Genomic DNA, 25,917 nt, shown 5'->3' with positions numbered 1-25,917 from the left:
ATACGCAATTACCCCCTTTCAACTCGCTCCAAATATTATATTAATTGCCGTTCCTATCATCATATAAGCATAAAAAGCAAATAGCATCTTAACATTGACATTATCTTTGAAATCTTTATTTTTTTGAGGTTTTTTGCAATGAAATATGTAAATATAATGAACTTAAACACATAATAGGGTGTAAACAAGGATAAAATCAATAGGATGCTATCATCAGTTTTGAATTTAATATTCCAAAAAATAAATAAATAGATACAACAAAACTGTTTAAACCAAACTGTATCAATAACGTTAAAATCAAAATGTATATCAACAACTTTATGTCTTGTTTCGAATTACCAACCATATAGTAAGCCTCCATGTGCACAAAACATTATTCTTGTGGCCTTATAAGGGTAATATTGTTTTTTACAGTTTTCCAAAAACATTAAAGCATAAAAGCAAAATACATATTTCTTAACTTTAGAAAAACTCCATTTTCAGCAACTTTTTAAAACATCGTAAACTCTATTGGCAATAGCTGAAGGCGACCGAGCTAAAACCGATTTGATACAGTTCTCTTTATACTTGTCTCTTCCTTCTCTTAATATCTTAACAATAGCTGTTGATATTAAGACTGGATCATATCTTTCTACAACATAGCCGTTGTACCCATCTCTGATTATTTCCTTAACATCTCCAACGTCCACGGTTACTACAGGAACTCCCATGGCTAAAGCTTCAACAACACAGACTGGTGAACCTTCTTTTAAAGATGTTAGCACAAATACATCTGCTTTATTAAGAAAGAAACGAATTTCTTCTCTTTTTAAATACCCTGTAAAAATAACATCATCTTTCAAACCGCGCTCCTCCACATACCTTTCTAGCTTAATTCTTTCTTCACCATCACCACAGAGTATCAATTTCACATTCTTTTTTTCTTCTCTAACCAACTTAAATGAATCAATTAGAAGATTTAAATTCTTCACTGCTGAAAGCCTACCAACAAAGATAATTATTTGGTTAGTCTTTTTAACGAGATTATCTTCCTCACAAAGACAAAATAAACTACTATCATATGGAGACGGGATTACAATATTTTTTTCTTTCGAATACTTTTCCCCTAAATAGCTCTTTAATGCTTTTTGAGAAACCCATATAACTTTTTTACTCTTCGTAATAGCTATTTTAATTATTGTATTGTAAAGAAATGAAAATATGTGAAATCTAAAAATGCTAAATCTTGAAACCTTTAATGTATGTTGAGGTTCCCCATGTACATGATACACAACTACAGTTTTATTATCTCCCAAAAAAGGCAAAATCAACTCAGGACAATGTATATACAAAATATCATACTTTTTTTTCATTATTTCCTTTCTAAATTTTAATAACCCCCAAACCATACGAAACCTAAATGGAATCCTTGTTTTTTCTTTTTCTCTAACTTCTTTAAACACTGGAAAAAAATTGTATTCCTTTTCTCCTATCGATCTTTTTTGCCAATTGCCAACATTTTCATTTAAAGAATGTGTCATCCCTATTAAATCTATCTCTAAATCTTCATATTTCCATTCCTTTAATATACTTGTTAAAAAAGAAACTTCGCCTCCTGGAGGAAAATCTATAAAGTCACATATAGCAATAAGACCTACCTTCTTTCTCAAAAGTTTCATCTCCTTTTGCCCCTTATCTTCATATTGAAATAAACTTCACTTAATTTTTTAATAACACTTAGTCTAACTTAACAATAATTTCTATAAACATTTGATAGCAATCTTAAATTTCCTTATTGAGCAGCTCATTTTTATATCAAGTGTATTACCACATATTTGTTTTTCATTAGTACTACGATATTAGTGAATTCTTTTTTATCTCTAACTATAATAATTACTCGATTCTTTTACAATTTCAGACATTCTCTCAGATTACTTGTCAAAACATATATTACAATTCTAGTAAACTCTAATAAAAACCGCTTCAAAAGTTTTAAAACAAAATTTAGAAAACCCTAGATTTTTCATTCAAATTAATTCTAAAACTTCTTCTGGCAAAGTTACAGACATACACATAACCGTATTTAATGTGCAGTATTTTTTATTATACAAGTACATGTATAATAGCACAACTACACATTATTAATTATTCTATCAAATACCTCTGAAGTTTTTAACGCTGCATTATGCCATGTATACTTTTTTACTAGCTTTGAAGCTTCCTTTTTAATCGACTCTAAATCCACAATATTTTCTTCTACAGCGTAAATGGCTCTAGCTATATCATTTGGATCATGCGGATTGACAAGAACTGCAGCATTTTTATATATCTCTGCCAAACTACTACAGTTTGAGCAAATTACTGGAACATTAAATCTCATAGCCTCCAAAGGTGGTAGCCCAAATCCCTCTATTAAAGGGATAAAAATGAACATCTTTGCATTTTTATAATATCCATTCAACTTAGCATCTGATAAATTGTTAACAAATTTAATATTATTGAAAGCTCTACTATCTATAATCTTATATCTATCAGGATTTTTAACACCACATATTATCAATTTAGTTTTGTTATTATAGTTGTTATAATAAATTTCATATCCTTTTAATAATGTTTTTAAATTTTTATGAGGTAGCTCAGATGTAATAGCAAAAATATAGTCTATTTCACTAACCTCCTCTACTTTTACATTAGTCTCGACTCCATTGTAAATTACATTTATTTTATCCGGATCTACTTTAAATCTGTCAATAATATCATACTTCGAAAATTCAGAAACAGTAATTATTTGATCAGCCGCTTTAACTGCTTGTGTTATTCTCCACCTTACATAATAGTTTTCCATCCTATTAAAGTGGCTTTTAAAATTCTCATGATAATAAAAAGGTATAAGATCATGGATAGTAACACAAACTTTGCAAACTTTAACTAATGGTATACTTCCTTTGGGAGAAAAATATACATCTGCCCCAAGTTTCAACAAATACGCTGGTAATACTATTGTTTCCCACATTATTCTATTAACTAACTTAGTTGGATCAGCTTTAATTATTTTTAAGGTAATATTTTTATATTCAAAGTCATGTAAATTTTTATTGTTACACAAGATAATCACTTCATTATTAACAGATAACATTGGTACCAAATAATTTAATATGTTTTTTGCATAATTATAAATACCTATACTTTTACCTTTTCCTTTAACCAAGGTATAGCAATCAATAACAATTTTCATTTTTCTCACCTAATCTAACCTATGGCGAATATATTAACTTTACAACTTTAAAATAAGTATTTCTACACTTGAAACAACTGCACCAAAATCAGCTTCTTTTTTTGTAATATCCCCGTAGCATCATAAATAGAGCTTTTCTGGCCATCTATAATCCTTATTATATCTCTGACTTTATTAATTTTCCTATAATCTCATCTTGAACCACGAACTAAAGTTTCAGTAACCAAAAGCTTGATAAACTTCAAGTTTGTATATAGATATCTTCTCCACAATCTCCTGGGCTCCTTTATAAGCCTGTACAACCATTCAAGCCCCATTCTTTGCATCCACAACGGAGCTCTTTTAATTTTACCGGCGTGCATATTAAACGCTGCACCAACTCCTATCATCACAGCATTTATCTTTCCTTTATTCTTGCTCATCCAAATTTCCTGCTTTGGACAACCAAGGCTAACGAATAATATCTGTGTCTTGCTTTGATTTATTTCTTCTAAAATCTTTTCTTCCTCTTCTGGTGTGAGGTCCCTAAATGGTGGAGAATAGGAATAAGTAATTTTCAAAGCACTAAACATTTTTTTTAGATTATCTATAAGTGCATTCAAAACATCCTTTTCACTTCCGTAAAGCCCTATCTTCAAATTATTTTCCTGAGCATATTTGCAAATCTCTAACATCATTGATGGTCCATCAAGTCGCTCTTGGTCATGTTCCCCCTTCCTTTTTAGCCACCATACTAATGGCATTCCATCCGGGCATACTATGTCTGCCGAATTTACAGCTTCTTTCACCTTCTCTGATTCAACACACTCAATATTCATATGGACGTTTGCAAAACAAACAACTCTACTCTCATTTTTTCGTGCCCACATACCTATCCTTTCTAATAGTTCTTCTTTACTTATTGAATGCAATTTCATATTGTTAAGCAAATATTCTTTCATAGTATTGATTCACCTTTAAAAAGTATTTACTCTACTTTCCATTCAGTTTTATTATTGCTAAAAAAGTTTTGAATATTAAGTACAAATCCAAAAGCAGATTCTTTTTAGTTATATACTCATAATCCATCTTCATCCACTCATTATACCCAACATCATTTCTATTGTGAGTGGTCTGCCAAATACATGTTAAGCCTGGTTTTACTGAATGTCTTATATGATGTTCAAATTCACAGCCGAGGGCTTCTTTGGTCTCTAAAGGTCTTGGTCCTACTAAGCTCATCTCTCCTTTCAAAACATTTATCAATTGAGGAAGCTCATCAAGATTTAGTTTTCTTAATATCTTTCCTACCCTTGTTATTCTTGGATCGTTAGTTATCTTAAAAACAGGTCCATCCATCTCATTATATTTCATTAATTGATCTTTCATTTTATCTGCATCAGGTATCATAGTTCTAAACTTTATAAGTTTAAATCGCCGACCATTTAGCCCAACACGTTCTTGGACAAAGAATACAGGTCCACCTGGAGAATCAATTTTTATCAATATCGCAATCAATAAAAACAACGGTGCTGTAAGTACGAGAGCTACCAATGATATTAATATATCAAGTACTCGCTTAACAAATACATATGCAAAGCTTGTTTCAACTGTCTTAAATTCAAACACAATATTATTGCCATCAACACTTAATTGAGCCTTTTCAACTCCTATATCATTCTTATAAACAACTCTCAGTTTTCGTCCACTTATTTTACAAATTTCAATAATTTTCTTTAAAAATTCATTATTCAAGTTAAACTCTGACAAGAGAATAACTTCGTCTACTACCGAATATTTGATCAAACGACAAAGATTTTCAATTGCATATGAACAAGAATTTTCATTCTTAGAATTGAGCTCAATCGTAGTTATCTTGTTTTTCTTGTTATAAAAGTTCAACAGATTGCTGTTTTTTATTAATTTGATAGCTTCATTTGTTCCTATAACAACAAAATAATAATCTCTTATTAAAGATTTAAACAAAATATCCTCAATTTTGGTAAGAACAATTTTTAGTGCAACACCAACTAAAAAGTAAATTAGAATAAAAGTGCCGATAACAATTCTACTAAGACCAAGTTTTGCAATAAAATCTATACAAGACACATAGATAAATATAGCTATTGATCTTTTCAACGTATTTAAAACAATCTCTTTTACTCCAATTTTCTTTAAATTCAATTCTTTTGAAACCTTGAGTACTAATATAAACCAAAACAATATAATAAGACCATATGTCAAAAAATATAATTTTTCATTGAAGAAATCAACTTTATTGAACCTAAATCGATAAGCAGCAAAATATGCCAAAGTTAATGCAATAAATCCTGCTAAATTATAAAGTACCTTTCTCCATATTTTCACTTCATCAGGCACTTGAGGTCTCTCCCTTTTATCTATAATTCTCAACATACCATTCATATGTCGACATCAAACCATCATATAAGCTAATCTTTCTCTCCCAACCAAGGCTTTTAAGTCTGCTGATGTCAAGTAGTTTTCTCGGTGTCCCGTCTGGCATGTCAGGATTAAATAATATTTCACCTTTATACCCCGCAATTTCTTTTATCATGTTAGCCAACTCTGCAATAGAGACCTCTTCGCCGCTTCCCACATTTATCCATATCTCATCATCGTAATTCTTCATTAAAAACAAGCACGCATCAGCTAAATCATCGACATGTAAAAACTCCCTCAGTGACTTTCCTGTTCCCCATACTTCAACATAAGGTTTGTTGTTGATTTTAGCTTCATGAAACTTGCGAATCAAAGCAGGTATCACATGTGATGTATGCAAATCAAAATTGTCATTTGGGCCATACAAATTTGTTGGCATACAGCTTATAAAATTTGCTCCATATTGCCTCTTATAATATTGACACAGTTTAAGTCCTGCAATTTTAGCTACTGCATACGCCTCATTTGTAGGTTCTAAATACCCAGAGAGTAAATATTCCTCTTTCATCGGCTGAGGACATTCTCTTGGATAGATGCAAGAGCTTCCTAAGAACAATAATTTTTTTACACCATACTTGTAAGCACTGTGTATCACATTGCACTCAATCATTAAATTCTGATATATAAACTCTGCAGGGTATGTTCTGTTTGCATGAATTCCTCCAACTTTTGCAGCAGCCAGAAAAACATATTCTGGTCTTTCTTTTTCAAAAAATCTTTCAACCTCTTCCTGGCGAGTCAAATCAACTTCTTCTCTGCCTTTCAAAACAAGGTTTGTATAGCCTTCTTTTTGTAGTCTTCTTACTATTGCGGAGCCAACAAGCCCTCTGTGCCCTGCAACAAATATCTTGCTCGACTTTTCCATCTTTTAAGACCCCTCATTCTAAATATGATGGTTGATAAGCATAGCCATTTTCTTTGTTGAAAAGTTCTTTTTCAGCTTCTTTTAAATCGCTTTGCATCATAATTTTTACAAGCTCATCAAATGTAACTGTTGGCTGCCACCCAAGAACCTGCCTTGCTTTTGTTGCATCACCAACTAATATATCAACTTCGGTCGGTCTGAAGTATCTTGGGTCAACTTCGACCAAAACCCTTCCTGTTTTTGCATCTATTCCTTTTTCATTTACTTCTTGTCCAACCCATTCGATATCTATATCAACATACTTGAAAGCTTTCTCCACAAACTCCCTAACACTATGTGTCTCACCTGTAGCAATTACATAATCATCTGGTACGTCATGATTCAATATCATCCACATAGCTCTCACATAGTCTTTTGCATAGCCCCAGTCTCTTTTAGCATCAAGATTGCCTAAATAAAGCTTATCTTGCAATCCATATTTTATCCGAGCAACTGCTCGGGTTATTTTTCTTGTTACAAAAGTTTCACCCCTAATAGGTGATTCATGATTGAACAGTATTCCGTTGCATGCAAATATTCCATACGCTTCACGATAATTTACAGTGATCCAATAAGCATATAGCTTGGCAACAGCATATGGACTTCGTGGATAAAATGGAGTGGTTTCTCTTTGAGGAATCTCTTGTACCTTCCCAAAAAGCTCGCTGGTTGATGCCTGATAGAATCGAGTTTTGTTTTCAAGCTTTAATATTCTAATTGCTTCGAGCAGCCTAAGTGTACCAAGTGCATCTGCGTTTGCAGTATATTCAGGCGATTCAAACGAAACCTTTACATGACTTTGAGCAGCCAAATTATAGATTTCATCAGGCTGAACTTCCTGGATTATTCTTATGAGGTTTGTGGAATCTGTTAAATCACCATAGTGCAGGTAAAAACGTCGGTTCTCAACATGCGGGTCTTCATAAAGATGATCTATTCTTTGGGTATTAATTAATGATGTTCGTCTTTTTATGCCATGAACTTCATAACCTTTTTCAAGCAAAAACTCAGCTAAATATGCACCGTCTTGACCTGTGATGCCAGTAATTAAAGCTCTTTTCATAAAAGAACACCTTCTCTTAAAAGAATCATTTATATTTGAAATATAGCTCCTTCAATCTTTTCTTCTGCTCAGGTGACAATCTCTGCTTCAAAATCATAACCCCTCGTTGTATAGCCTCATTCTTTTTGCCTGATTTGTATAAGCTCACAAGTTCTTTTATCTCAGCCATTGACATAACAGAAAGGACAATCTTAGCAGCTTCTAACTGGTCAGAGGTTGAAATATTCAATTTATCGTGTTTTGGTGAAGAAGATGTTTGCTCTTCATTTTTCGGTGTATCTTTGTTTAAGCTACTTTGGGAACTGTTATTTGTGCTTGAGTTATTTGATAGTTCTTGTTTTTTAGAATCTTGATTGTTAGTCTTGCCTTTAAGCTCATTGTTTCCTGTAGAGGTATTTTTAGTGGGAGCGTTTGAAGCATTGGCTGGTTCGCTGCCACCCTTAGCTTGTTCCAAATCCTTTTTTACTTGGTTTTGCTCATAAACTATACTTTGAACATCTTTGGCAATGTTCTCATCGTTTATTAAACTGCTAAGTTCTTTGTTCAGACTTTTATCATTTAAAAGTTCTTTTACCATCTCAGGTGGCAAAACCGAATTCAAAGCTTTTTCAATTGCTATTGCAAAGAGTACTGCCATTAAAATTAGCGAAATGGCCAATATAAGCAATACTTTTCGCTTTCTTTTCAATCACACCACACCTTTTTAGATACCCTTGAGGTCCCAGCGTCAAGAGACCTCAAGGGTGTTTAATTCTTTTTAAAGAATTTTACTTCATCAAAGCTCTTACAATAACTGTTGCAACCTCAGCCCTTGTTGCGTTAGCCTTTGGTGCAAATGTAGAGCTGCCTCTTCCTTCCATAATTCCATTTTCAACAACAATAGCCACATACTTCTTAGCCCAAGCTGAGATGCTTGAGTCATCCTTGAAGCTAAGCGTTGGTATAGCAGATAGAGAAACTTTTCCTGCTTTGACAAGTGCGAGTGATATCATCTTTGCCATCTCTTCTCTTGTAACTGGTGCGTTTGGTGAAAACTTGGTCTCGCTTCTACCATTGATGATTCCCAAGTTGTACAGAGTTGCAACATATGAATAGAACCAATCTGTAGATTTCACATCCTCAAATTTTGTTACTTCTTGGCCAGTAGTATCAAACTGGAATGTTTCAACAACCATCTTTGCAAACTCTGCTCTTGTAACGTTGTTGTTTGGTCTGAATGTTCCGTCTGGATAGCCATCTGTTATACCCTTTGCAGATATTAGCTGAACATTCTTGTAATACCAAGCATTTGAATCAACATCTGAATATGTCTTGTTATAGCTTCCTACATAGTACGTGCTAAGAGACTTTCTTTCAACTAAAAAGCTATTTATTGTTGATACATATATGCCAGGAACAATCTCTGTTTTGCCATCTGATACTCTATAAACAGCTACTTTTGATTCATCTGAAATTTTATTGTTGAGCTTGAGCAGGAGCACAACTGGCTTATCAAATTTTTCTTGAACATTATCTCCAACAACAATGTTCACATCCACTGCTTTAGAAAGTGCGTTTGATACCTGTTTGGGTATGATTTTAATTTCAAATTTGTCTGCAGTTAAAGTCGATTTCGGAATTACAACGCTTGTATTTTGAGTCTTTATAAGTATATTTGTGACCTTACTATCGCTCTTTATTTTATCGATAGATTCTTTATCAAACATAACAGATATATCCTTGCTTGATATTGCATTAATAGCAATTGAAACACCCGCAAAATTTAATGATTTTTTTACAGTTGAATTAGTAGTTTGAATACCTGATGCGACCTCATTTGCTTTTGATATAGCTAAAGCAATGTCATTCGCACTCACTTTGAATGTCACTTTTGATGTGTCTTCAGTTTTTTGTGGAGTTACTGCAGCTGCCTCATAAGCTTTTAAAAGTAAGCCTGCTGTTTCAAACTTGAGGCTTTCAAGCTGGAGTGACTTTTCAACAGTAGATAGTGATTGCTTCTGAATATTTGACGCAACTGTATTTATAGCATTTGTCAAACCATTCACAATAGATTTAACTTGTGAAACATCAGAAATTTTATCAAGAGCAGTTGCCACTTTCCCTGAAATTTCTTTTAAACTTGACACTGCTTCCTCCGTATTTTTCATAGCTGCCAAAACTGATGCTAATGCATTAACTGCCTCACTTATCTGAGCAGAGTTACCTTGCGCTATTGCTTCATCAAGTTTTTTAGATAAATCTGAAAGTGTTGTTTGCTGGGTTTGCTGGCTTGGCTGCTGAGCTGGCTGAGTTGCTTGCTGTTGTTGCTGGCTGGTTGTAGGTTGGGTTGTTGTTGTACCACCACCTGTGCTTGGTACTACCCCACCACCTGTTGATGGAGCACTTTCTACATACAAAAGCCCGAGTGCTTGAAGTAGCGCTTTTGCACCAAGTTTTTCTGTCGGGTCTGCAATAGAGTTGACTGCATTGACTATTGTTTGAAATGCATTTTTCAAATTAGCTTTGTTCTCTTCCCCAGTAATTTGATTACCTAAAAGCGGATTTAAAAGGCTAAACAAATTGTTGAATCCTGTATCATATACACTGAAATTGCCAGTTGAATCATATTTTATTGGTTTATAACCACCTGGAGTACCATTAAAAAGCATTATTGCCGCATTGATTTTGTTCAGCTGATATTCAGCCTTGTAAACATCTCCACCGACTGTTTGAATATACTTATTTACAAGGTCATTTGCTGCAGTATCAAGTGCACTATTCAGAGCATCCCCTGAAAGACTTACCAAATTTACAAACCAGTTCTTGCCGCCTCCACCTTGGTAACTTGCCATCCAATCAAGAAGCTGACCCAAAGTTGTTGGGTTTAACCCCAGTGCACTTTCAAGTCTTTGAGCAGCTCCAGGACCCTGCGCTATTTGGTTGAAAGCATTCACAAGTACAGTTCTCCCACTGCCACTTATAAACTTGCTTATAACTTCAGCTGTTTGCTGTGCAGAGCCAGAAGCTTTTATTTTATCTACTAACTGGCTCAAAAGTGATTTTGCTGCCGACTTGCAATTATCAAGCGGTGTTGCTGCAAAAGCAAGGACATTAGCCAGTAGAAATACAGCTACTACTGCTAAGCTGACTGTTCTTTTAAATCTTTTCATTATCCATACCTCCCTATACTTCCTAATAACCTTTTTAAAAAGTTTTTTCTTGTAAGGCGTTGAGCTGTAAATTCCCCACTTCCGTTTAATATAGCTTTTTGGTTTTGCTCAAATAATAGGTCAATTTGCCAATGTTCATTGTAGGTATCTTTTAGATATTTTTTCGCCTCTTGAAAATAAAACTGCCTTGAGCTTTTGTTGTGAGCATCTGACGCAATAAAATGACAAAGCCCTCTTTCAAGCAACTCTTCTGAAAACTTCTTAATTTGCCTGCCAAATGCACCGATAAAGCTTGCCGCCGTCAGTTGAAAGTAAACATTCATTTCTGCTAACTTTTTTAGCTTGTCAATATCCTTTTTCTCAAACGACCTTTCTGGATGAGCAATTATTACTTCATAACCACAAAGTTTTAGCTCATAAACCTGATTTAGTACATATTCTGCCAGAAAACCTTGGGTAATTTCGATCAGCACATAGTCAGAACCACCAAGTGTAATCAGATCACTTTTTTGAACTAAAGCATCTTGAAGTTTGTATTCACACCCTCTATGTAGCATCACCCCTTCCTGAAGGGCTATTTTTTGAATCTCTTCAAATTTATTGTCATATATAACTTTGAGCCTTGAGGTATAATGTGGTGTCACTATTATTTCATTTATACCCTCTTTCTTTGCAAGCTTAATCATTTTTTTTGCTTCATCCAAATCTTCTGCACCATCATCAACGCCCACCATCAGATGGCAGTGTATATCTATCATCTTTCTTTCTTCTCCTGCCTGTCTTCTTTTTCTTGACAACCTCTCCGTTTTCATCTTGGTAATAATAGTAGTAGTAATAGTAATAATAGTAGCTTGACGTTTGTCGTTTTACTTTATTTAAAACAACACCTATTATGTTGGCATTGACCTTTTGCAAGTTCTCCTTTGCCTGCTGGATTGCTTCAATCTGTACTTCACCTGCAGCTGCTACCAAAATTACACCATCTACAATTCTACCAATAATAGCTGCATCTGTTAAGCTTCCACAGGGTGGCGTATCTATGATTATGTAATCGTAACTTTGGCTAATTGTATTTAAGAAATTTTCAAATTTCTTGGAACCCAGAAGTTCAGCTGGGTTTGGTGGAATAGGTCCAGATGTTATCAAATCCAGCCCCTCAACACCATCTTTTTGAACTATCTCTTCAAAATTTTTATTTTCAACAAGAAGATTTGTAAGTCCCACTTTATTACTAACACCAAATACTTTATGTATAGCAGGGCGCCTTAAGTCTGCATCTATGACCAATACTTTACTCCCCGCTTGGGCCATTACAACTGCCAAATTTGCGCATGTAACTGTTTTTCCTTCTGATGGTCCAGTGCTTGTGACAACTATGGTTTTTATGGGCTTGTCCAAACTTGAATATTGAATGTTGGTTCGAAGCATTCTGTAGCTTTCTGTGATGGGCGAGCGAGGATTATATAGTGCTATGACTTCTTTGACGGCATTCATCTAATTTTTGCCCCCTTCATCCAAATCAGGAATGACAGCTAAAACAGGCAGCTGCAAGTACTTTTCAACATCGTCAGGTGTTTTGATGGTATTGTCCAAGTACTCAATGAAAAATGCAATTCCTACTCCTACCATTAAACCCAATACAAATGCCACTGCCGTGTTCAAAAGTTTTTTTGGCTTTTCTGGCTTGTCCGGAACAACCGCTCTGTCAACTATTTGGACATTTTCTATCTTCATAATCCTCTGAACTGCTTCTATAAACACTTCTGCTAACTTGTTCGCAATAGTTGCAGCAAACTTTGGATCTTTGCTTTCAATATTTATCATCAAGATACGGGTGTCATTTTTTAGCTGAACAGAGACCATACTCCCAAGCTCTTCAGGAGTCATATTTAGATTTAACTCTTTTATGACTCTTTCCAAAACTGTGCGGCTGACAGCAATCTCTCTGTAGTCTTTGACAAGCTGCTGCCCGAGCAAAACATCACTGTATAATGCCTGAATACTATCATTTGCACCATCGCTGTTAGTAGAACGCCCCGCAAAAAGTGTAACAGTTGCTTTGTAAATGGGTGGGAGAATGTAAAAGCTTAAAATTGCAGCAATAAGAGTGGATATTAGGGTAGTTGCAACAATAAGAGGTAACCTTTTTCTGATTATAAGTATGTATTCTTTTATTTCCAATCCCAATCCTCTCCTGTTTTAAAATTTACGTCAAAAAAAATTGCCACCTTTTTGTAGAGTAGAACTGTTAATATTATACTCCACTTGGTGGCATTTTATCAACCCATTACACCATTTTTAAGCATAATTTTGCATAATTCGCATTAATATTTTCACATTTTTGTAATATTACTGTAATACTTTTAACACAGATTTACAAACTTCTATCCATTCTCCACCTCAAACATCTCACCTTCCCAGTTTCTAAAAACCACTTTGTCTTTACCAAAGTAAAGAAGATAATTTGGCATGATTGGAGTTTTTCCCTTGCCCTTTGGTGCATTTATGATGTATGTGGGAACTGCCATGCCTGAGGTTCTTCCTCTAAGGCTCTCAATAATCTCCATACCCTCTTCAATCGTCACCCAAAAGTGCGATGTCCCTTTTACTCTTTTTGGATGAAAGATATAATATGGCTTTACTCTGATTTTTAAAAGTTCTTGATTGAGTTTTCGAACAACATACTTATCATTGTTGACCCCATTTAACAAAACCATCTGGTTGCCAAGTGGCACTCCAGCGTCTGAGAGCATCTCACAAGCTCTTTTTGATTCTTTTGTTATTTCTCGTGGATGGTTAAAGTGGGTGTTTATATAAATAGGATGATATTTCTTTAGCATATCAACAAGCTCTTTTGTAATTCTTTGCGGTAGAGTCACAGGTGCTCGTGTGCCAATTCTGATTATCTCAACATGAGGTATTTGCCTGAGTGACCTTAAAATCCAATCCAAAACCTCATCAGATAGCATCAGGGCATCGCCACCTGTGATAAGTACATCTCTGATATTTGGATTCTGTGCCACATATTCAATTGCATCAGTAATGTCATCTAAGGATGCGTGTGTGTCAGTCTCACCGATGAGTCTTCTTCTTTGGCAAAATCTGCAAAACATCCCGCATATGTTTGTAACCTTTATTATGAGCCTGTCTGGATAGCGCTGGGTAATTATCTTGGTGGGGGAGGTGTGCTCTTCGTCCATTGGGTCAAGCTCTCCTTTTTCTATAAGCTCAAATGAGCTTGGGACTGATTGCTTTTTTATTGGGCAGTTTGGATTATCTGGGTCAATTAGCGATAAATAGTAAGGTGAGATTGCAAAGCGGTAACTCTTGGCCACTTCTTCTATTTGCTCTGCTTCTTTCTCATCAAGATTTAAAAGTTCTTTTAGTATTTTGGAAGAGGCAACTCTATTTTTCAGCTGCCACTTATAATTTTCCCAATCTTTTTCGCTTGCACCAAAATAGGAAAGAATCTTTCTTTTTTGATATTCAATCTTTTCTTCATCCTCGATGCCAGTTTTGATTGTGTCTTTGACTTCTAAGTAGTCTTGAATTGCTTCTTTTAACTTTTCAAACCTTTCGTTGTTGTTGATAACATTTAACTTTTCCATATCTATAAAACCTCCTTTCAAAATTTTTGCTGAAAATAAAAGCAGCCAAACTCCATAACCTCGGAATTTGGCTGCTTTGAAATCAAAGGCAAAGGAATGCCTTCCCTTTTAAAAAAAGGCATAAAAAAACTCCTTTTGCCTCCCCTTTCAAAGCTTCCGAGGTTAGCTGACGGGTTCGGGCCGAAAGGGTTAGCCCTACAGAAGCTTTTGGCTTCTGATTCACCCCAAAAAGGTTGGGTCCCCCGTATCCCAAGGTTCACTTGGGAATTCAGCTTTTCAAAAGGAGTACAAGACTATCTTTACTTTATTTTTTCTGGTACAAAAACTTATTTATATATGTCTCCTCTCGGTCCAATATCATAGACATAAATTATAAGTCTATCTTTCTCTACCCTATATATTATCCTGAGATCACCTTCTTTGTATCTGTAAAAACCTTCTAACTTCCCATGTAGTCTTATAATTTTGGGAGAAGAAAGAGGGCCTAATATTTTGTGGCAATTTCTGCAAATACTTATATGCTTCTTTAGAAAATATTATATTGAATTTGTCGGATGTTCCCATCTAACGCCGCCACCTGTTTTAAATTCATTTTCTGCTTCTTTTAATCTATTCATAAGTTCATCATCGAGGCAAATTTCAGCGGTCTCTGCCCATTCATCTAACTCTTTTTTCAATTCAGGAGCATAAAAAGTAACAGGTATATTTTTTAGAACCTCTAACAAGGAAATAGTAAACGCTAATATATTTTCCTTTTCCTCAATCTTTAAGTATTTTTAAATGAGTTCTATCTTTTCTTTCATTTCTGCTATACTATTGTCTGCACTATGAAAACTTACTTTTTTCTTTGAAATCATCTATTTACACCTCTAAAAGCTTATAGCTATCTCTGTTATTTTAATTATACCACATCCATTAGCTTTGTAACAACATAAACAACTGAAAATCAAACTGGACATAATATTATTGATTTTTCAATTTGTTTCATGATAAGATTAATTAGAGTTTCTAAAGAGGCTGGTGTTTTCTGTGTTGAACATAGAATCAAAATTGCCAAAACTAATTGAATATTTTAGCTCAACACCTGAAATACTGGGTGTATGGATAATAGGCTCATATGGAACAGAATTTCAAACAGAAGACAGTGACATAGATTTGGCAATTCTATTTGACAAAGATATGAGCATTTTCGAAGAGATTGACATTGAAATTAAAATTTGTGAAATACTTGAAACTGATATGGTTGACATCGTCAACTTAAATAAGGCACCACTTACTTTGCAGTTCAAAACAATCAGTGAAGGAAGACAAATTTTTGAAAGAGATTTTAAAAAAGTTGCAGATTTTGAAGAACAGGTTTTAGACCTATATCAAGACCATGAATATTTCTACAAGGCTTTTTGGGAAGATTTTAAAGCTTCACTATCAAAGGAGTCGAGTAATCATGCAAAACAACCTTGACTTAGACAAAATTTCCTTGAAAATGAAATATATCAGAGAATGTTTATCAAAACTTGAACATCTCAAAAAATTAAGTTACCAAGATTTCATTGCTGATTTTAGGAATATCACAAGTTGTAAGTATCTATTACAAACATCAATTGAAGCTATTATTGATATATGCAATCATATCGTTTCAAGAAAAAAATTAGGTAAGCCTTCAAGTTATTCTGATACCATCAAAATTTTGCTTGAAAATAGTTATATTTCAACTAATTTAGCAGAAAAATTAATCCGAATGGTGAAATTTAGAAACAGAATAGTTCATTTGTATCTTGAGGTAGACAACCAAACTTTATATGAAATCCTCCAAAACAATCTTAGTGATTTTGAACTGTTTTGGAATGAGATTTCAAGCAAAATTTTTAATGAGGAGTGATGACATGGACTTTTTGCTGATATTAATCTTAGCTCTTGTTTTCATTTTGCCATTCGTGTTTAAAAAGGTGGAGCACAATTTAGAAATTTTTCTTTTTTTCATGGGAATTTTGGCAACAATCGTTTCAAGAACTTTATCTGTGCATTTGATTGGACATATTCTCTCAAATTATCTTCTCTATGTTGTCACTGCAGTAGTTTTAATAATGGGCTTTCTCTTTAATCTCTCGGTTAACAAGCTTAAAAATGCTATTAACCTTTTACTTAGCAAGATAAACCTTGAAATCTTTATATTTTTGGTTTTGTTAATCTTGGGACTTTTCTCAAGCGTAATTACTGCTATTGTTGCAACACTGATAATGGTAGAAATATTACATCTGCTACCTTTGAGACATTCATCAAAATCAAAAGTTGCAATTGCTGGGTGCTACGCAATTGGCTTTGGCGCTGCACTAACACCAATTGGCGAGCCTCTTTCTACAATTGTTGTAAGTATATTGAAAGAAGATTTTGCTTATCTCCTTCGTCTTGTGGGTCACTATATTATACCTGTGATACTTGTCATGGCTTTGCTTGGAAGCTTTATTGCTAAAAGAGAAAAGAAATTCTTTTATAGAAAAGAAGAGATGTCTGAAGAAGACAGAAAGTATTTTGAAATAGAAGATCAGCATATAAAAGAAGTTGAAACACACAAAGATGTAGTGATAAGAGCAGGTAAAATATTTTTGTTTATAGTGGCATTAGAGCTCTTAGGAAATGGATTTAAACCGTTTATAGACAAATACATTGTAAAGCTTGGTGACAAGTTATTATTTTGGCTTAACACTATATCTGCCGTTTTAGATAATGCAACAGTTGCAGCTGCTATAATCAGCCCAAAACTTACCTCAAGCCAAGTAACTGCTATTCTTCTCAGTCTCTTAGCAAGTGGTGGAATGCTCATTCAAGGAAACATTCCAAATATTATTGCGGCAAATAAACTCGAAATAAAAAGCAAAGAATGGGTTAAATTTGGTTTTCCTATAGGTCTGGTTTTATTGACAACCTTTTATGTTATTTTGTTCGTAATATAAAAGAAGGCTCCATTAAAAAGAGAAAAATTTAGAGCTGGGTAATACCATGAGGATTTGATTACCCAGCCCTGCTTTTACTTTTACAATATATCCCTATTCAATTCTCACAACCTCATACCCAGCATCATCAATTGCTCGAACAAACTCTTCATCTTTTACATCTTTACTTAGATCAACGGTTGCAACGCCTTCTTGCAGGTCAACCTGCACAGAGGTTACACCTTCTATGGCTTTTAGGTTGTTTTCCACTCTTCTTACGCAGTGGTCACAAGTCATGCCTTTAATATAAATTTTCTTTGTCATTTCAAAACCCATCCTTTCTTTCAATTTTTTATATAAATTTTAATTTACAGGTTTAAATCTTTTTAACCTCAGAGCGTTTGAAACCACAGAGACTGAAGAAAACGCCATAGCAAGCGCTGCTATAATCGGATTCAAAAGTGGTCCACCAAATATGTGCAAAACTCCTGCTGCAATCGGAATGCCCAATGTATTGTAGAAAAATGCCCAGAATAGATTCTGTTTGATGTTCTGTATTGTTTTTTTGCTAAGCAGTATTGCATTTACAACGTCCAATATATCACTTTTCATAAGAACCACATCAGCAGACTCGATTGCAACATCTGTTCCAGACCCAATTGCTATACCCACGTCAGCTTGAGCTAAAGCTGGTGCGTCGTTGATACCATCGCCCACCATCGCAACCTTTTTACCTTCTCCCTGAAGTTTTTTTACTTCATTTGCCTTATCCTGTGGCAAGACTTCCGCTAAAACCCTATCTATTCCAACCTGTTTTGCAATTGCTTTTGCTGTTTTGCTATTATCACCTGTTATCATTGCTACCTCAATACCCATGCTATGCAAAAGTTCTATTGCCCGTTTAGCATTTGGCTTTATCACGTCTGATACTGCTATGATTCCAGCAAACTTTCCATTCAGCGCTATAAACATAGGCGTCTTTGCCTGCTGTGAAAGCTTTTCTACATCAAGTAAGAAATCTATCTCAATCCCTTTATCTTTCATAAGTTTTTCATTACCAACAAGAACTGTTTGTCCATCTACCACTGCCTCTATTCCATGCCCTGAAATTGCTTCAAACTGACTTACGTCAAAAAGTTTCAGATTCTTTTCCTTTGCTGCCAAGGCTATTGCTTCACCTAAAGGATGTTCAGAGAACCTTTCTGCCGACGCCACTATCTGCAACAGCCTTTTTCTTTCCCACCCATTTGCTGGAATTATGTCAGTTACTTTTGGCTTACCTTCAGTGATTGTTCCCGTTTTGTCGAATACAACCATTGTGATTTTGTGCAAGGTTTCTAATGCGTCACCACTTTTTATCAAAATTCCATGTTCTGCGCCTTTTCCTGTTGAGACCATAATAGCAGTGGGTGTTGCAAGACCCAAAGCGCACGGGCATGCGATAACTAAGACGGTAATAAATATTCTCAAAGCAAAAATAAATGAACTGCCAGCAAAGTACCATGCAGTCGCTGAAATTACAGCAATGAGAATGACAACTGGTACAAAATACCCTGAGATTACATCTGCCAACCTTGCAATTGGTGCTTTAGAGCTTTGAGCATCCTCAACCAGTTTTATAATCTGTGCTATGACTGTATCCTTGCCGACCTTTGTAGCTTTTATCTTTAGCGTGCCATTTTTGTTTATTGTAGCCCCAATAACCTTGCTTCCAGGTGTTTTTTCAACAGGGATGCTTTCACCTGTCAGCATTGATTCATCAACAAAGCTTCTACCTTCAATTACTTCTCCATCAACGGGAATCTTTTCCCCGGGCTTTACTAAGAGTATATCGCCTACTTCAACTTCTTCTATTGGAATGACTATTTCATTATCACCTTGAATAACTACCGCAGTTTTTGGGGCAAGTCCCATTAATTTTTTTATGGCTTCCGAGGCTTTGCCTTTGGAAACTGTTTCTAAGTATTTGCCCAGTAAAACAAGGGCTATAATTACACCTGCAGTCTCAAAATACAGTTCTTTTACATACTGGTAGTGACCAATTGCAATTTGGTATATAGCAAAAAGACCATAAAGAAAAGCAGCTCCTGTCCCAACTGCAATTAATGAGTCCATGTTTGGGTGAAACTTGAAAAGCCTGCTAAAGCCTACCGTGTAGAACTTATACCCTGCAATGACAATTGGAATTGCCAATATTGCTTGTACAAGCGCAAAATTCAAAGGATGTTTTTCAGGCAAAATTATCTCTGGCAGCGGAAGTCCCACTAAATGTGCCATAGCAATCAATAAAAGTGGAACTGCAAATATGCTTGCAATGACAAACCTTCTAAAAAGATTATTTATCTCTTTTTGTTTTCGTTCTTGATGCAAATCTCCATAATATGTCTTCTCAATCTCAAGTGGCGTATATCCGGCTTTTATTATCGCATTTTTTATTTCAGACAGTCTCAACTTAGATGAATCATACACAACTTTTGCTTTTTCACTTGCAAGGTTAACACTTACCTCTTTTATTCCATTTAGCTTTGAAATTGATTTTTCGATTGCTCTTGCACATGAAGCACAAGTCATGCCTGAAATGGGAATAGTTACTTCCCTGATAGTTGCCTCCTCATCATCCAAAACACCATAGCCGGCTCTTTCAACAGCTTCTCTTATCATCTCAATGCTGGCTTTGTTCTCATCAAACTCAACAATAAGTTTCTCAGTGGCAAAATTAACCGACGCACTACTTACTCCTTCTAATTTGCTAACACTTTTTTCAATCGCTCTTGCACAAGAACTACATGTCATACCCGTTATACTCAAAGTTTTTTTCACATGTAACACCTTCTTTTTTAGCATATGCCAATCCAATTTCATTATACTCAACTATTTCTATATGTCAAGTAGGAATTATTTAAAAAATAAATTTTTCTTTCGCTTTTATTATACCCAACTACTAAAAAATACTATCAGCTATCTTTGCTTATCATCATCACCCTCCGTTGTGCCTGAAGCAGTGTCCTCTTCCTTTTCCTCTGTGACATACAACATGAGAAGAGTGGCATTCTGGGCACTCACACTTTTCTGATTCAAAAACTTTTCCACAATTTAAGCAAGTATACTTGCAATTTCCAAAAACGTAGTTCCCACCTTCAATTCTGATAGCTTTGCCATTGACAAGCGCATCGGCAACCTTCTTTCTCGCCTCTTCTAATATGAGCTGAAATGTCTGGCGGGAAACCTGCATTTTTTGTGCACATTCTTCCTGCATGAGCCCTTCTAAGTCTTTAAGTCTTATTGCTTCAAGCTCTTCAACCTTCAGCAAAACCTCATCGTTTGAACCCTCATGTGGTAAAAAATATTTAAATCTTGGCAGAAATTCAACTTTTCTGCATCTTATTGGTCGTGGCAAGTCAAATGCCTCCTTTTTCTGAAAATTATTATGAACAAAAAGGCAGGATTTTAACCCTGCCCATCTTAATTGTTACATTTTCTTCTTAGCTCTTTTAGGCTCATTTCAATTATACCATAAACTAAAGAGCCTATGTCATTAATTTTTCTCATCTATTTTCAAAACGTCTCTAACGGTAATTTATAATGACTATGAAATATGACGGTGCTGGTGAGAGTGTCCATGCGAACGATGATGCAATCCCTCTTCATGCTCATGGATCTCATTTGCAAGTGATTCATTTGACTTCAGCTGGCCTTTTAATAGCTTTTCAACTGCTTCATCTGGATGGCCTAAGACACCGATGAAATACTTAATACCAAGATTGTCAAATATATATCTTGCTCTTTCACCCATCGAACCTGTTATCACAACATCTGCTCCTTTTTCCTTTATAAACTTCGCAAAAAGCCCAGCCCTGTGCTCTGGCATGTTAAAATATTCTTTTGCTACAACATTGTCGTTTTCGACTGTATATATACAAACCTTTTCACTTCCCCCAAAATGTGGACTTATCTGATTGTCTACCATCATTACTGCTATTTTCATCTTTTTTCCTCCTAATCCTTTATTCTTCTTTTTTTGTTTTTAAGCATACTCTTCATAACACCCACCAAATTTGAGTAGCAAACTTAATCTTATTAAAGGTAATTTTAGTTTAACAAATTGGGGGGCACATAACACATAAAAATATTCTGCTGTGCCCCCTTCTATGAAGTTTCTTTAAGTTCCTTTACTCTTGCTTTTGTTCATTATATTTTAGAAGCTTATCAATTAGCTTCAGTCTTTGCTCTAAAACTTGTTTTTCAAACTCCAAAGCATCCTTGACATTTGGTGCATAAGAAGTGCTACCTAAGAGAACCCATTTGCAAATCCCAAGACCTTTGCCAAAGCCACCGCCAAAACCTCTGCCAAAGCCTCTTGCAGCATTACCTGCGCCAAATCCTGGTCCAAAACCCCAAGGCATAGCTTTCACCTCCAAAAATGTATTATTGGCATTTGCTAATAATAATTATAATCTATTTTTGGCATATGTCAATATCTTTTTTCAAAAAATTTATCCCTGCTTTTTGCAAGGGTAATTTCGACAATGAAAAGTTCTATGTCATTCTTCTTTAAGCTCACTTTTTAAAACCTCTATACAAGAATCCAAATACAGATTTTGTGCCTTTTCAATTTCGCCACTGTCACAAAGGGCTGTTAGTTGCGGGTCTATCGGAACACGACCTAAAACTTTTAAATTCAGCTTTTCTGCCTCTTCTTCAAGCTTGCTTTTGCCAAAAATATTAATTTCTTTGCCACAATGAGGGCACACTGCATAGCTCATGTTCTCAACAATTCCTACAATTGGTATATCCATTTGTTTTGCCATGTTATATGCCTTTTTCACTATTAGAGAAACAAGGTCCTGCGGTGAAGTTACCATTATAATTCCATCTATCGGCAAAGATTGAAAAACTGTAAGCGCAACATCACCTGTTCCTGGAGGCATATCAATTAAAAGATAGTCTAAAACACCCCAGCCAACTTCCGTCCAAAACTGCTCTATTGTTTTTGCAATGAGCGGTCCTCTCCAGATAACAGGAGCATCTTCTTTGCTAAAAAGCAGGTTCATTGACATAACTTTTATATCATTGTGAGTTCTCACAGGATAGATTGCTTTTGAATCTGAGTCAATTTTAGCACCACTCACCCCAAACATCTTGGGAATGGACGGTCCAGTTATATCTGCATCAAGTATTCCAACCTCATAACCTTCTCTTCTCAAACCAACAGCAATCAAAGATGTAACCAAACTCTTCCCAACCCCACCTTTGCCACTGACAATGGCATATATCTTTTTCACATCAGTAAATTCATTTTTCGGAATTGGATGCATTATATTCTGCCTCAATTTTCTCTCTCCTTCTATAAATTTTTTCTTTTTATTTTACTTTTATTTTTGGCATAGTTCAATAATAATTGTTGTCTTTTTTTATTAGAAACGGGTATATAATTATTGATAAGATAAAAAATTTTTAAAATAATTCTGGAGGAGAAAAAGATGCTTGCAAATGTTATCAACCGCGATTTTATAAAACTTCTGCCAACTGATACTGTCAAATTTGCACTTGAACAGATGCAAAAAAGAAAAAAAAGTGTTGCAGTTGTGGTAGATGAGAATGATTTTCTCAAAGGTATTATAGTGAAGGTAGATATTTACAGATTTTTGAGTCAGCCGGGACACTATGAAACATACCCTGTTGAGCTTGCCATGACAAAAGCTGTTATTACAGCTTCCCAAAATGATGATATAAAACAGGTGGCAAAACTTCTGCGTGAACATGATATCTCTGCTGTTCCTGTTGTGGATAATGGCAAAGTTATTGGTCTAATTGGACTTGAAGACATAGTTGACTATTTTATCAACATGTAGTATTAAATATTCTCAGAAACATTGCAAATTCAAAAGCAATATATTGGTATATTGTGCTAAAGGAGGCATAAGATGGAGCAATCATTTGATACAAAGAGAGTAATCATTGGTCCAGAAGGGTTTAAAAAGGTTGTTGATATATCTGTACCAAAGAGAGTTAACCTTCCAACAGGATACATTGAAACAGACAAAATTGCGCAGATTTCACCCGGCGGAAGCTTTTTTGCAAACGATGTTGAATACTATGTTTTTCCGTGCGACATATTTGACTATGTTATGCACTTTTTGAAGAGACACACGCAGATAGTCTATCCAAAAGATGGAGCATATATTCTGATGAGACTTGACATACACCCTGGAAAAAGAGTTGGTGAGGCTGGGACAGGCTCTGGTGCGTTTACGATTTACCTTTCGATGGCTGTTGGTCCGGAAGGGAAAGTGTATACATATGAGCAAAGAGAAGAGTTTTACAAAATGGCTGTGAAGAATATAAAAAATTTTTCAAAGTTTGACAATGTGGTTATGCACAACAAGTCAATAGTAGAAGGAATTGAAGAGAAGGATTTGGATGCATTCTTTTTAGATATCAGAGAGCCTGAAGAAGCAATTAGCGCTGTGAGAGAGGCTTTAAAGCCTGCAGGGCACTTGGGAATACTTGTTCCAACAACAAATCAAGTGGCAGAGACGCTCACAGCCTTGCAAGCGCACAGATTTTATGTCTCCGAAGTTGTTGAAATTATGATGCGCCAGTACAAGCCTGTGCCTGAGCGCCTTAGACCTGACGATAGAATGATAGGGCATACTGCTTATATGATTTTTGCAAGGAAGATTTTGTGATACGACCCCTTTTTCTTTTCCTTTTTCTTCAGCTTCTTTGTAATACTCCTGCATCAGTCGCTGAACATTAAATACAAAATCACCCATATCTATCTAACCTCTTTTTCAACAAACTCATCTTTTATAAAGCTTCTGTCTACAAACTCAAGACTCTGCAGGTCTATTTTATCAACCCATGGTCTTTTGATGGTTGATTTTAGAAAGTTCAAGAATACTTCTTTGAAACTAAATATCCTTTTGAAAATCAGATCATACTGGTTGTAAGGAGGTTTTTGTCCCACTTCCATTTACTCCCATCTTCAAATAATAAACTGAAATTAAACACTGGATGATAGTCTGAGCTGCCGCTGAAAGCTCCTTTGTATTTTCAATTTTATTATACCACACTCTCCTCTTTTTTGACATAGCAACTTAGCAATTGACTGCGGTGAAAGTCTACATAATATCATTTAGAAAATCAAAATATTTCCAGCAAAAACTTACAACATAATTAAAATTTTGAGAAGACCAAATTAAAAAGTTGTTATATGGTAAAGATATAAGAGCTTTATGGCGGAGGGATTAGGATGATAATAAATATTACAGAGCTTGGGGCAAAGCCAGATGGAATAACCTTCTGTGAAGGTGCAATTCAAAAAGCAATTGACATGTGCCATGAAAAAGGTGGTGGAAGGGTAGTTGTGCCAGCAGGAGTATACCTTTCAAGACCAATTGAGTTAAAGTCAAATGTGACCCTGTACTTAGAAGAAGGTGCTATCTTAAAAGCATCACCTTATATAGAAGATTACTTTAAAATTGGGTATTATCACAACGAATGGGGAGATGTGACTTCATTTTTATTTGCAATGAACCAAAAAAATATCTCAATCGATGGCAAGGGCACAATTGACCTCTCTGGAAACAGCTTTATGGACTTTTCACAGGCTTTTAACATTTTTGATGAACTTCAAAATCTCACACCTGAGCAGTTTGAAGAAACAGAGTGCAAACCAAAGTTTCGACCAAACCAACCTATATTTTTCTACAACTGTGGAAACATAAATCTTTCTGGAATCTCAATTATAGATTCTCCATGCTGGACAGTTTGCATTCACTCTTCAAAGTTCATCAAGATAAACTCAATAAAGATTGTGAACAATCTTAGAGTCCCAAATAGTGATGGAATTCACCTTTGTTCATGTGAAAATGCTATTATTACAAGCAACTTTTTTGTATGCGGTGACGACTGCGTTGCTTTAAGTAGCATCACCAACTGGGAAAAGCCATGTGAAAATGTGATTGTCTCAAACTGCATCATGCAAACACGCTCTGCAGCTTTGAGAATGGGCCATTTAGATAGTAAGATCAAAAATGTAATTGCTTCAAACCTTATAGTCCTAAACTCTAACAGAGGCATAGCAATATTTGCAAATGGCAAAAATGGATACGTAAAGCATGTGACCATTTCAAATGTGACAATGTCAACCAAAATTTTTGCAGGTACATGGTGGGGAAAAGGTGAACCCATTGTCATAGCAGCACCAGAAGAAGGAAATTTAATTGAGGATATTACAATATCAAATGTAAAGGCATTTTCTGAAAATAGTATTGTTGTTTATGGTAAAAATAAAAATATTAAAAATGTAACTTTGAAGGACATCGATATATATCTTTCATTTGGGAAAAACAGACCTCAGTTTGCCAAGAGAATTGACCTCCTTCCCAGTGAATGTCCAGATTTTACTGAGTACATGAGAAAAATTCCATGGATATTTGCAAAAGATACTGTAAATCTCAAGCTTTTGAATATAAACTATGGATATGGTTTGAACAGTCCCAATAAAGATTACGATATAGAAGGTCTTTTTGAGAACCTGACAAATTGCCTCTTTTCTAATGTGGTAAAGAGCGAAAAGTTTGTGGTATAATTATTAAAAGAGAG

Annotated in this window: 26 protein-coding genes, 1 pseudogene and 1 riboswitch; of the genes and pseudogenes, 6 read left to right on the top strand and 21 right to left on the bottom strand. The window is 35.1% G+C overall.

Features of this window, described 5'->3' with window-relative positions:
- Positions 1-479: 479 nt before the first annotated feature.
- The 14 genes from CALKRO_RS01860 to CALKRO_RS13790 form a co-directional block, all read right to left on the bottom strand.
- The gene (locus CALKRO_RS01860; protein ID WP_041741500.1) at positions 480-1,658 is read right to left on the bottom strand and encodes a glycosyltransferase; all 1,179 of its coding nucleotides are present in this window, start codon (positions 1,656-1,658) and stop codon (positions 480-482) included.
- 452 nt (positions 1,659-2,110) lie between these two features.
- A complete protein-coding gene (locus tag CALKRO_RS01855; protein WP_013429426.1) occupies positions 2,111-3,214 on the bottom strand; it encodes a glycosyltransferase family 4 protein in 1,104 nt (367 codons plus the stop codon).
- Between the two features lie 191 nt (positions 3,215-3,405).
- Entirely contained in the window at positions 3,406-4,155 is a 750-nt protein-coding gene (locus tag CALKRO_RS01850; RefSeq protein WP_013429425.1) for a WecB/TagA/CpsF family glycosyltransferase, read from the bottom strand.
- A gap of 31 nt (positions 4,156-4,186) precedes the next feature.
- Positions 4,187-5,572: a sugar transferase gene (locus tag CALKRO_RS13215; protein ID WP_013429424.1), complete on the bottom strand. Its 1,386-nt coding sequence runs from the start codon at positions 5,570-5,572 to the stop codon at positions 4,187-4,189.
- Between the two features lie 16 nt (positions 5,573-5,588).
- On the bottom strand, positions 5,589-6,518 hold the full coding sequence (gene fcl / locus CALKRO_RS01840) for a GDP-L-fucose synthase (RefSeq protein ID WP_013429423.1): 930 nt from the start codon (positions 6,516-6,518) through the stop codon (positions 5,589-5,591).
- A 13-nt stretch (positions 6,519-6,531) separates the two neighbouring features.
- Positions 6,532-7,620, bottom strand: a complete 1,089-nt coding sequence (gene gmd / locus CALKRO_RS01835; RefSeq protein ID WP_013429422.1) for a GDP-mannose 4,6-dehydratase — start codon at positions 7,618-7,620, stop codon at positions 6,532-6,534.
- A 25-nt stretch (positions 7,621-7,645) separates the two neighbouring features.
- A complete protein-coding gene (locus tag CALKRO_RS01830; protein WP_013429421.1) occupies positions 7,646-8,308 on the bottom strand; it encodes a hypothetical protein in 663 nt (220 codons plus the stop codon).
- Positions 8,309-8,387: 79 nt separating this feature from the next.
- Positions 8,388-10,769 carry an S-layer homology domain-containing protein gene (locus tag CALKRO_RS01825; protein ID WP_013429420.1) on the bottom strand — a complete coding sequence of 794 codons (2,382 nt, stop codon included), beginning with the start codon at positions 10,767-10,769 and terminating at the stop codon, positions 8,388-8,390.
- A complete protein-coding gene (locus CALKRO_RS01820) occupies positions 10,769-11,527 on the bottom strand; it encodes a tyrosine-protein phosphatase (protein WP_013429419.1) in 759 nt (252 codons plus the stop codon). The genes CALKRO_RS01825 and CALKRO_RS01820 overlap by 1 nt, the downstream gene beginning before the upstream one ends.
- Entirely contained in the window at positions 11,490-12,263 is a 774-nt protein-coding gene (locus CALKRO_RS01815; protein ID WP_013429418.1) for a CpsD/CapB family tyrosine-protein kinase, read from the bottom strand. Before CALKRO_RS01815 ends, CALKRO_RS01820 begins: the two co-directional genes overlap by 38 nt.
- Entirely contained in the window at positions 12,264-12,950 is a 687-nt protein-coding gene (locus CALKRO_RS01810) for a YveK family protein (protein WP_013429417.1), read from the bottom strand.
- Between the two features lie 203 nt (positions 12,951-13,153).
- Complete coding sequence (gene eam / locus CALKRO_RS01805; protein WP_013429416.1) at positions 13,154-14,377, bottom strand: glutamate 2,3-aminomutase; 1,224 nt, start codon at positions 14,375-14,377, stop codon at positions 13,154-13,156.
- 136 nt (positions 14,378-14,513) lie between these two features.
- A riboswitch (cyclic di-AMP (ydaO/yuaA leader) is annotated at positions 14,514-14,661 on the bottom strand.
- Positions 14,662-14,703: 42 nt separating this feature from the next.
- Positions 14,704-14,838 (bottom strand): type II toxin-antitoxin system RelE family toxin, encoded by a 135-nt coding sequence (locus tag CALKRO_RS14050; protein ID WP_307189288.1) that lies wholly within the window; start codon positions 14,836-14,838, stop codon positions 14,704-14,706.
- A gap of 75 nt (positions 14,839-14,913) precedes the next feature.
- Positions 14,914-15,102 carry a hypothetical protein gene (locus CALKRO_RS13790; RefSeq protein ID WP_237699113.1) on the bottom strand — a complete coding sequence of 63 codons (189 nt, stop codon included), beginning with the start codon at positions 15,100-15,102 and terminating at the stop codon, positions 14,914-14,916.
- A gap of 304 nt (positions 15,103-15,406) precedes the next feature.
- Here CALKRO_RS13790 and mntA point away from each other — a divergent pair, with 304 nt between their 5' ends.
- From mntA to CALKRO_RS01785, 3 genes are read left to right on the top strand one after another with little or no spacing between them, the layout of a single operon-like run.
- Positions 15,407-15,838, top strand: a complete 432-nt coding sequence (gene mntA, locus CALKRO_RS01795) for a type VII toxin-antitoxin system MntA family adenylyltransferase antitoxin (protein WP_013429414.1) — start codon at positions 15,407-15,409, stop codon at positions 15,836-15,838.
- A complete protein-coding gene (gene hepT / locus CALKRO_RS01790) occupies positions 15,822-16,256 on the top strand; it encodes a type VII toxin-antitoxin system HepT family RNase toxin (protein WP_013429413.1) in 435 nt (144 codons plus the stop codon). Before mntA ends, hepT begins: the two co-directional genes overlap by 17 nt.
- Before the next feature lie 4 nt (positions 16,257-16,260).
- On the top strand, positions 16,261-17,328 hold the full coding sequence (locus CALKRO_RS01785) for a DUF1646 family protein (protein ID WP_013429412.1): 1,068 nt from the start codon (positions 16,261-16,263) through the stop codon (positions 17,326-17,328).
- A 93-nt stretch (positions 17,329-17,421) separates the two neighbouring features.
- On the opposite strand, the gene CALKRO_RS01780 is transcribed toward CALKRO_RS01785, so the two are convergent.
- From CALKRO_RS01780 to CALKRO_RS01755, 6 genes are all read right to left on the bottom strand, one after another.
- On the bottom strand, positions 17,422-17,631 hold the full coding sequence (locus CALKRO_RS01780) for a heavy-metal-associated domain-containing protein (protein WP_013429411.1): 210 nt from the start codon (positions 17,629-17,631) through the stop codon (positions 17,422-17,424).
- Between the two features lie 39 nt (positions 17,632-17,670).
- Entirely contained in the window at positions 17,671-20,151 is a 2,481-nt protein-coding gene (locus CALKRO_RS01775) for a heavy metal translocating P-type ATPase (RefSeq protein ID WP_041741865.1), read from the bottom strand.
- Between the two features lie 133 nt (positions 20,152-20,284).
- Entirely contained in the window at positions 20,285-20,704 is a 420-nt protein-coding gene (locus tag CALKRO_RS01770) for a DUF134 domain-containing protein (protein ID WP_013429409.1), read from the bottom strand.
- Positions 20,705-20,893: 189 nt separating this feature from the next.
- A complete protein-coding gene (locus CALKRO_RS01765) occupies positions 20,894-21,292 on the bottom strand; it encodes a NifB/NifX family molybdenum-iron cluster-binding protein (RefSeq protein WP_013429408.1) in 399 nt (132 codons plus the stop codon).
- A gap of 184 nt (positions 21,293-21,476) precedes the next feature.
- A complete protein-coding gene (locus tag CALKRO_RS01760; protein ID WP_013429407.1) occupies positions 21,477-21,710 on the bottom strand; it encodes a DUF5320 family protein in 234 nt (77 codons plus the stop codon).
- A 138-nt stretch (positions 21,711-21,848) separates the two neighbouring features.
- Positions 21,849-22,637: an Mrp/NBP35 family ATP-binding protein gene (locus tag CALKRO_RS01755; RefSeq protein ID WP_041741497.1), complete on the bottom strand. Its 789-nt coding sequence runs from the start codon at positions 22,635-22,637 to the stop codon at positions 21,849-21,851.
- A 150-nt stretch (positions 22,638-22,787) separates the two neighbouring features.
- Between CALKRO_RS01755 and CALKRO_RS01750 the strand changes: the two genes are divergently transcribed.
- A complete protein-coding gene (locus CALKRO_RS01750) occupies positions 22,788-23,159 on the top strand; it encodes a CBS domain-containing protein (RefSeq protein WP_013429405.1) in 372 nt (123 codons plus the stop codon).
- Between the two features lie 72 nt (positions 23,160-23,231).
- A complete protein-coding gene (locus tag CALKRO_RS01745; RefSeq protein WP_013429404.1) occupies positions 23,232-23,996 on the top strand; it encodes a tRNA (adenine-N1)-methyltransferase in 765 nt (254 codons plus the stop codon).
- Between the two features lie 98 nt (positions 23,997-24,094).
- On the opposite strand, the pseudogene CALKRO_RS01740 reads toward CALKRO_RS01745, so the two are convergent.
- Positions 24,095-24,277 (bottom strand): annotated as a pseudogene (locus tag CALKRO_RS01740) (Rpn family recombination-promoting nuclease/putative transposase); the annotation flags it as partial.
- 285 nt (positions 24,278-24,562) lie between these two features.
- Between CALKRO_RS01740 and CALKRO_RS01735 the strand changes: the two are divergent.
- Positions 24,563-25,903 (top strand): glycoside hydrolase family 28 protein, encoded by a 1,341-nt coding sequence (locus CALKRO_RS01735; protein ID WP_013429402.1) that lies wholly within the window; start codon positions 24,563-24,565, stop codon positions 25,901-25,903.
- Positions 25,904-25,917 lie beyond the last annotated feature (14 nt).

Origin of the sequence: Caldicellulosiruptor kronotskyensis 2002 (genome assembly GCF_000166775.1) — a bacterium.
Lineage (GTDB): Bacteria > Bacillota > Thermoanaerobacteria > Caldicellulosiruptorales > Caldicellulosiruptoraceae > Caldicellulosiruptor > Caldicellulosiruptor kronotskyensis.
Note: the sequence above shows the minus strand (reverse complement) of the source record. Positions and strands in the feature narration are given on the sequence as shown.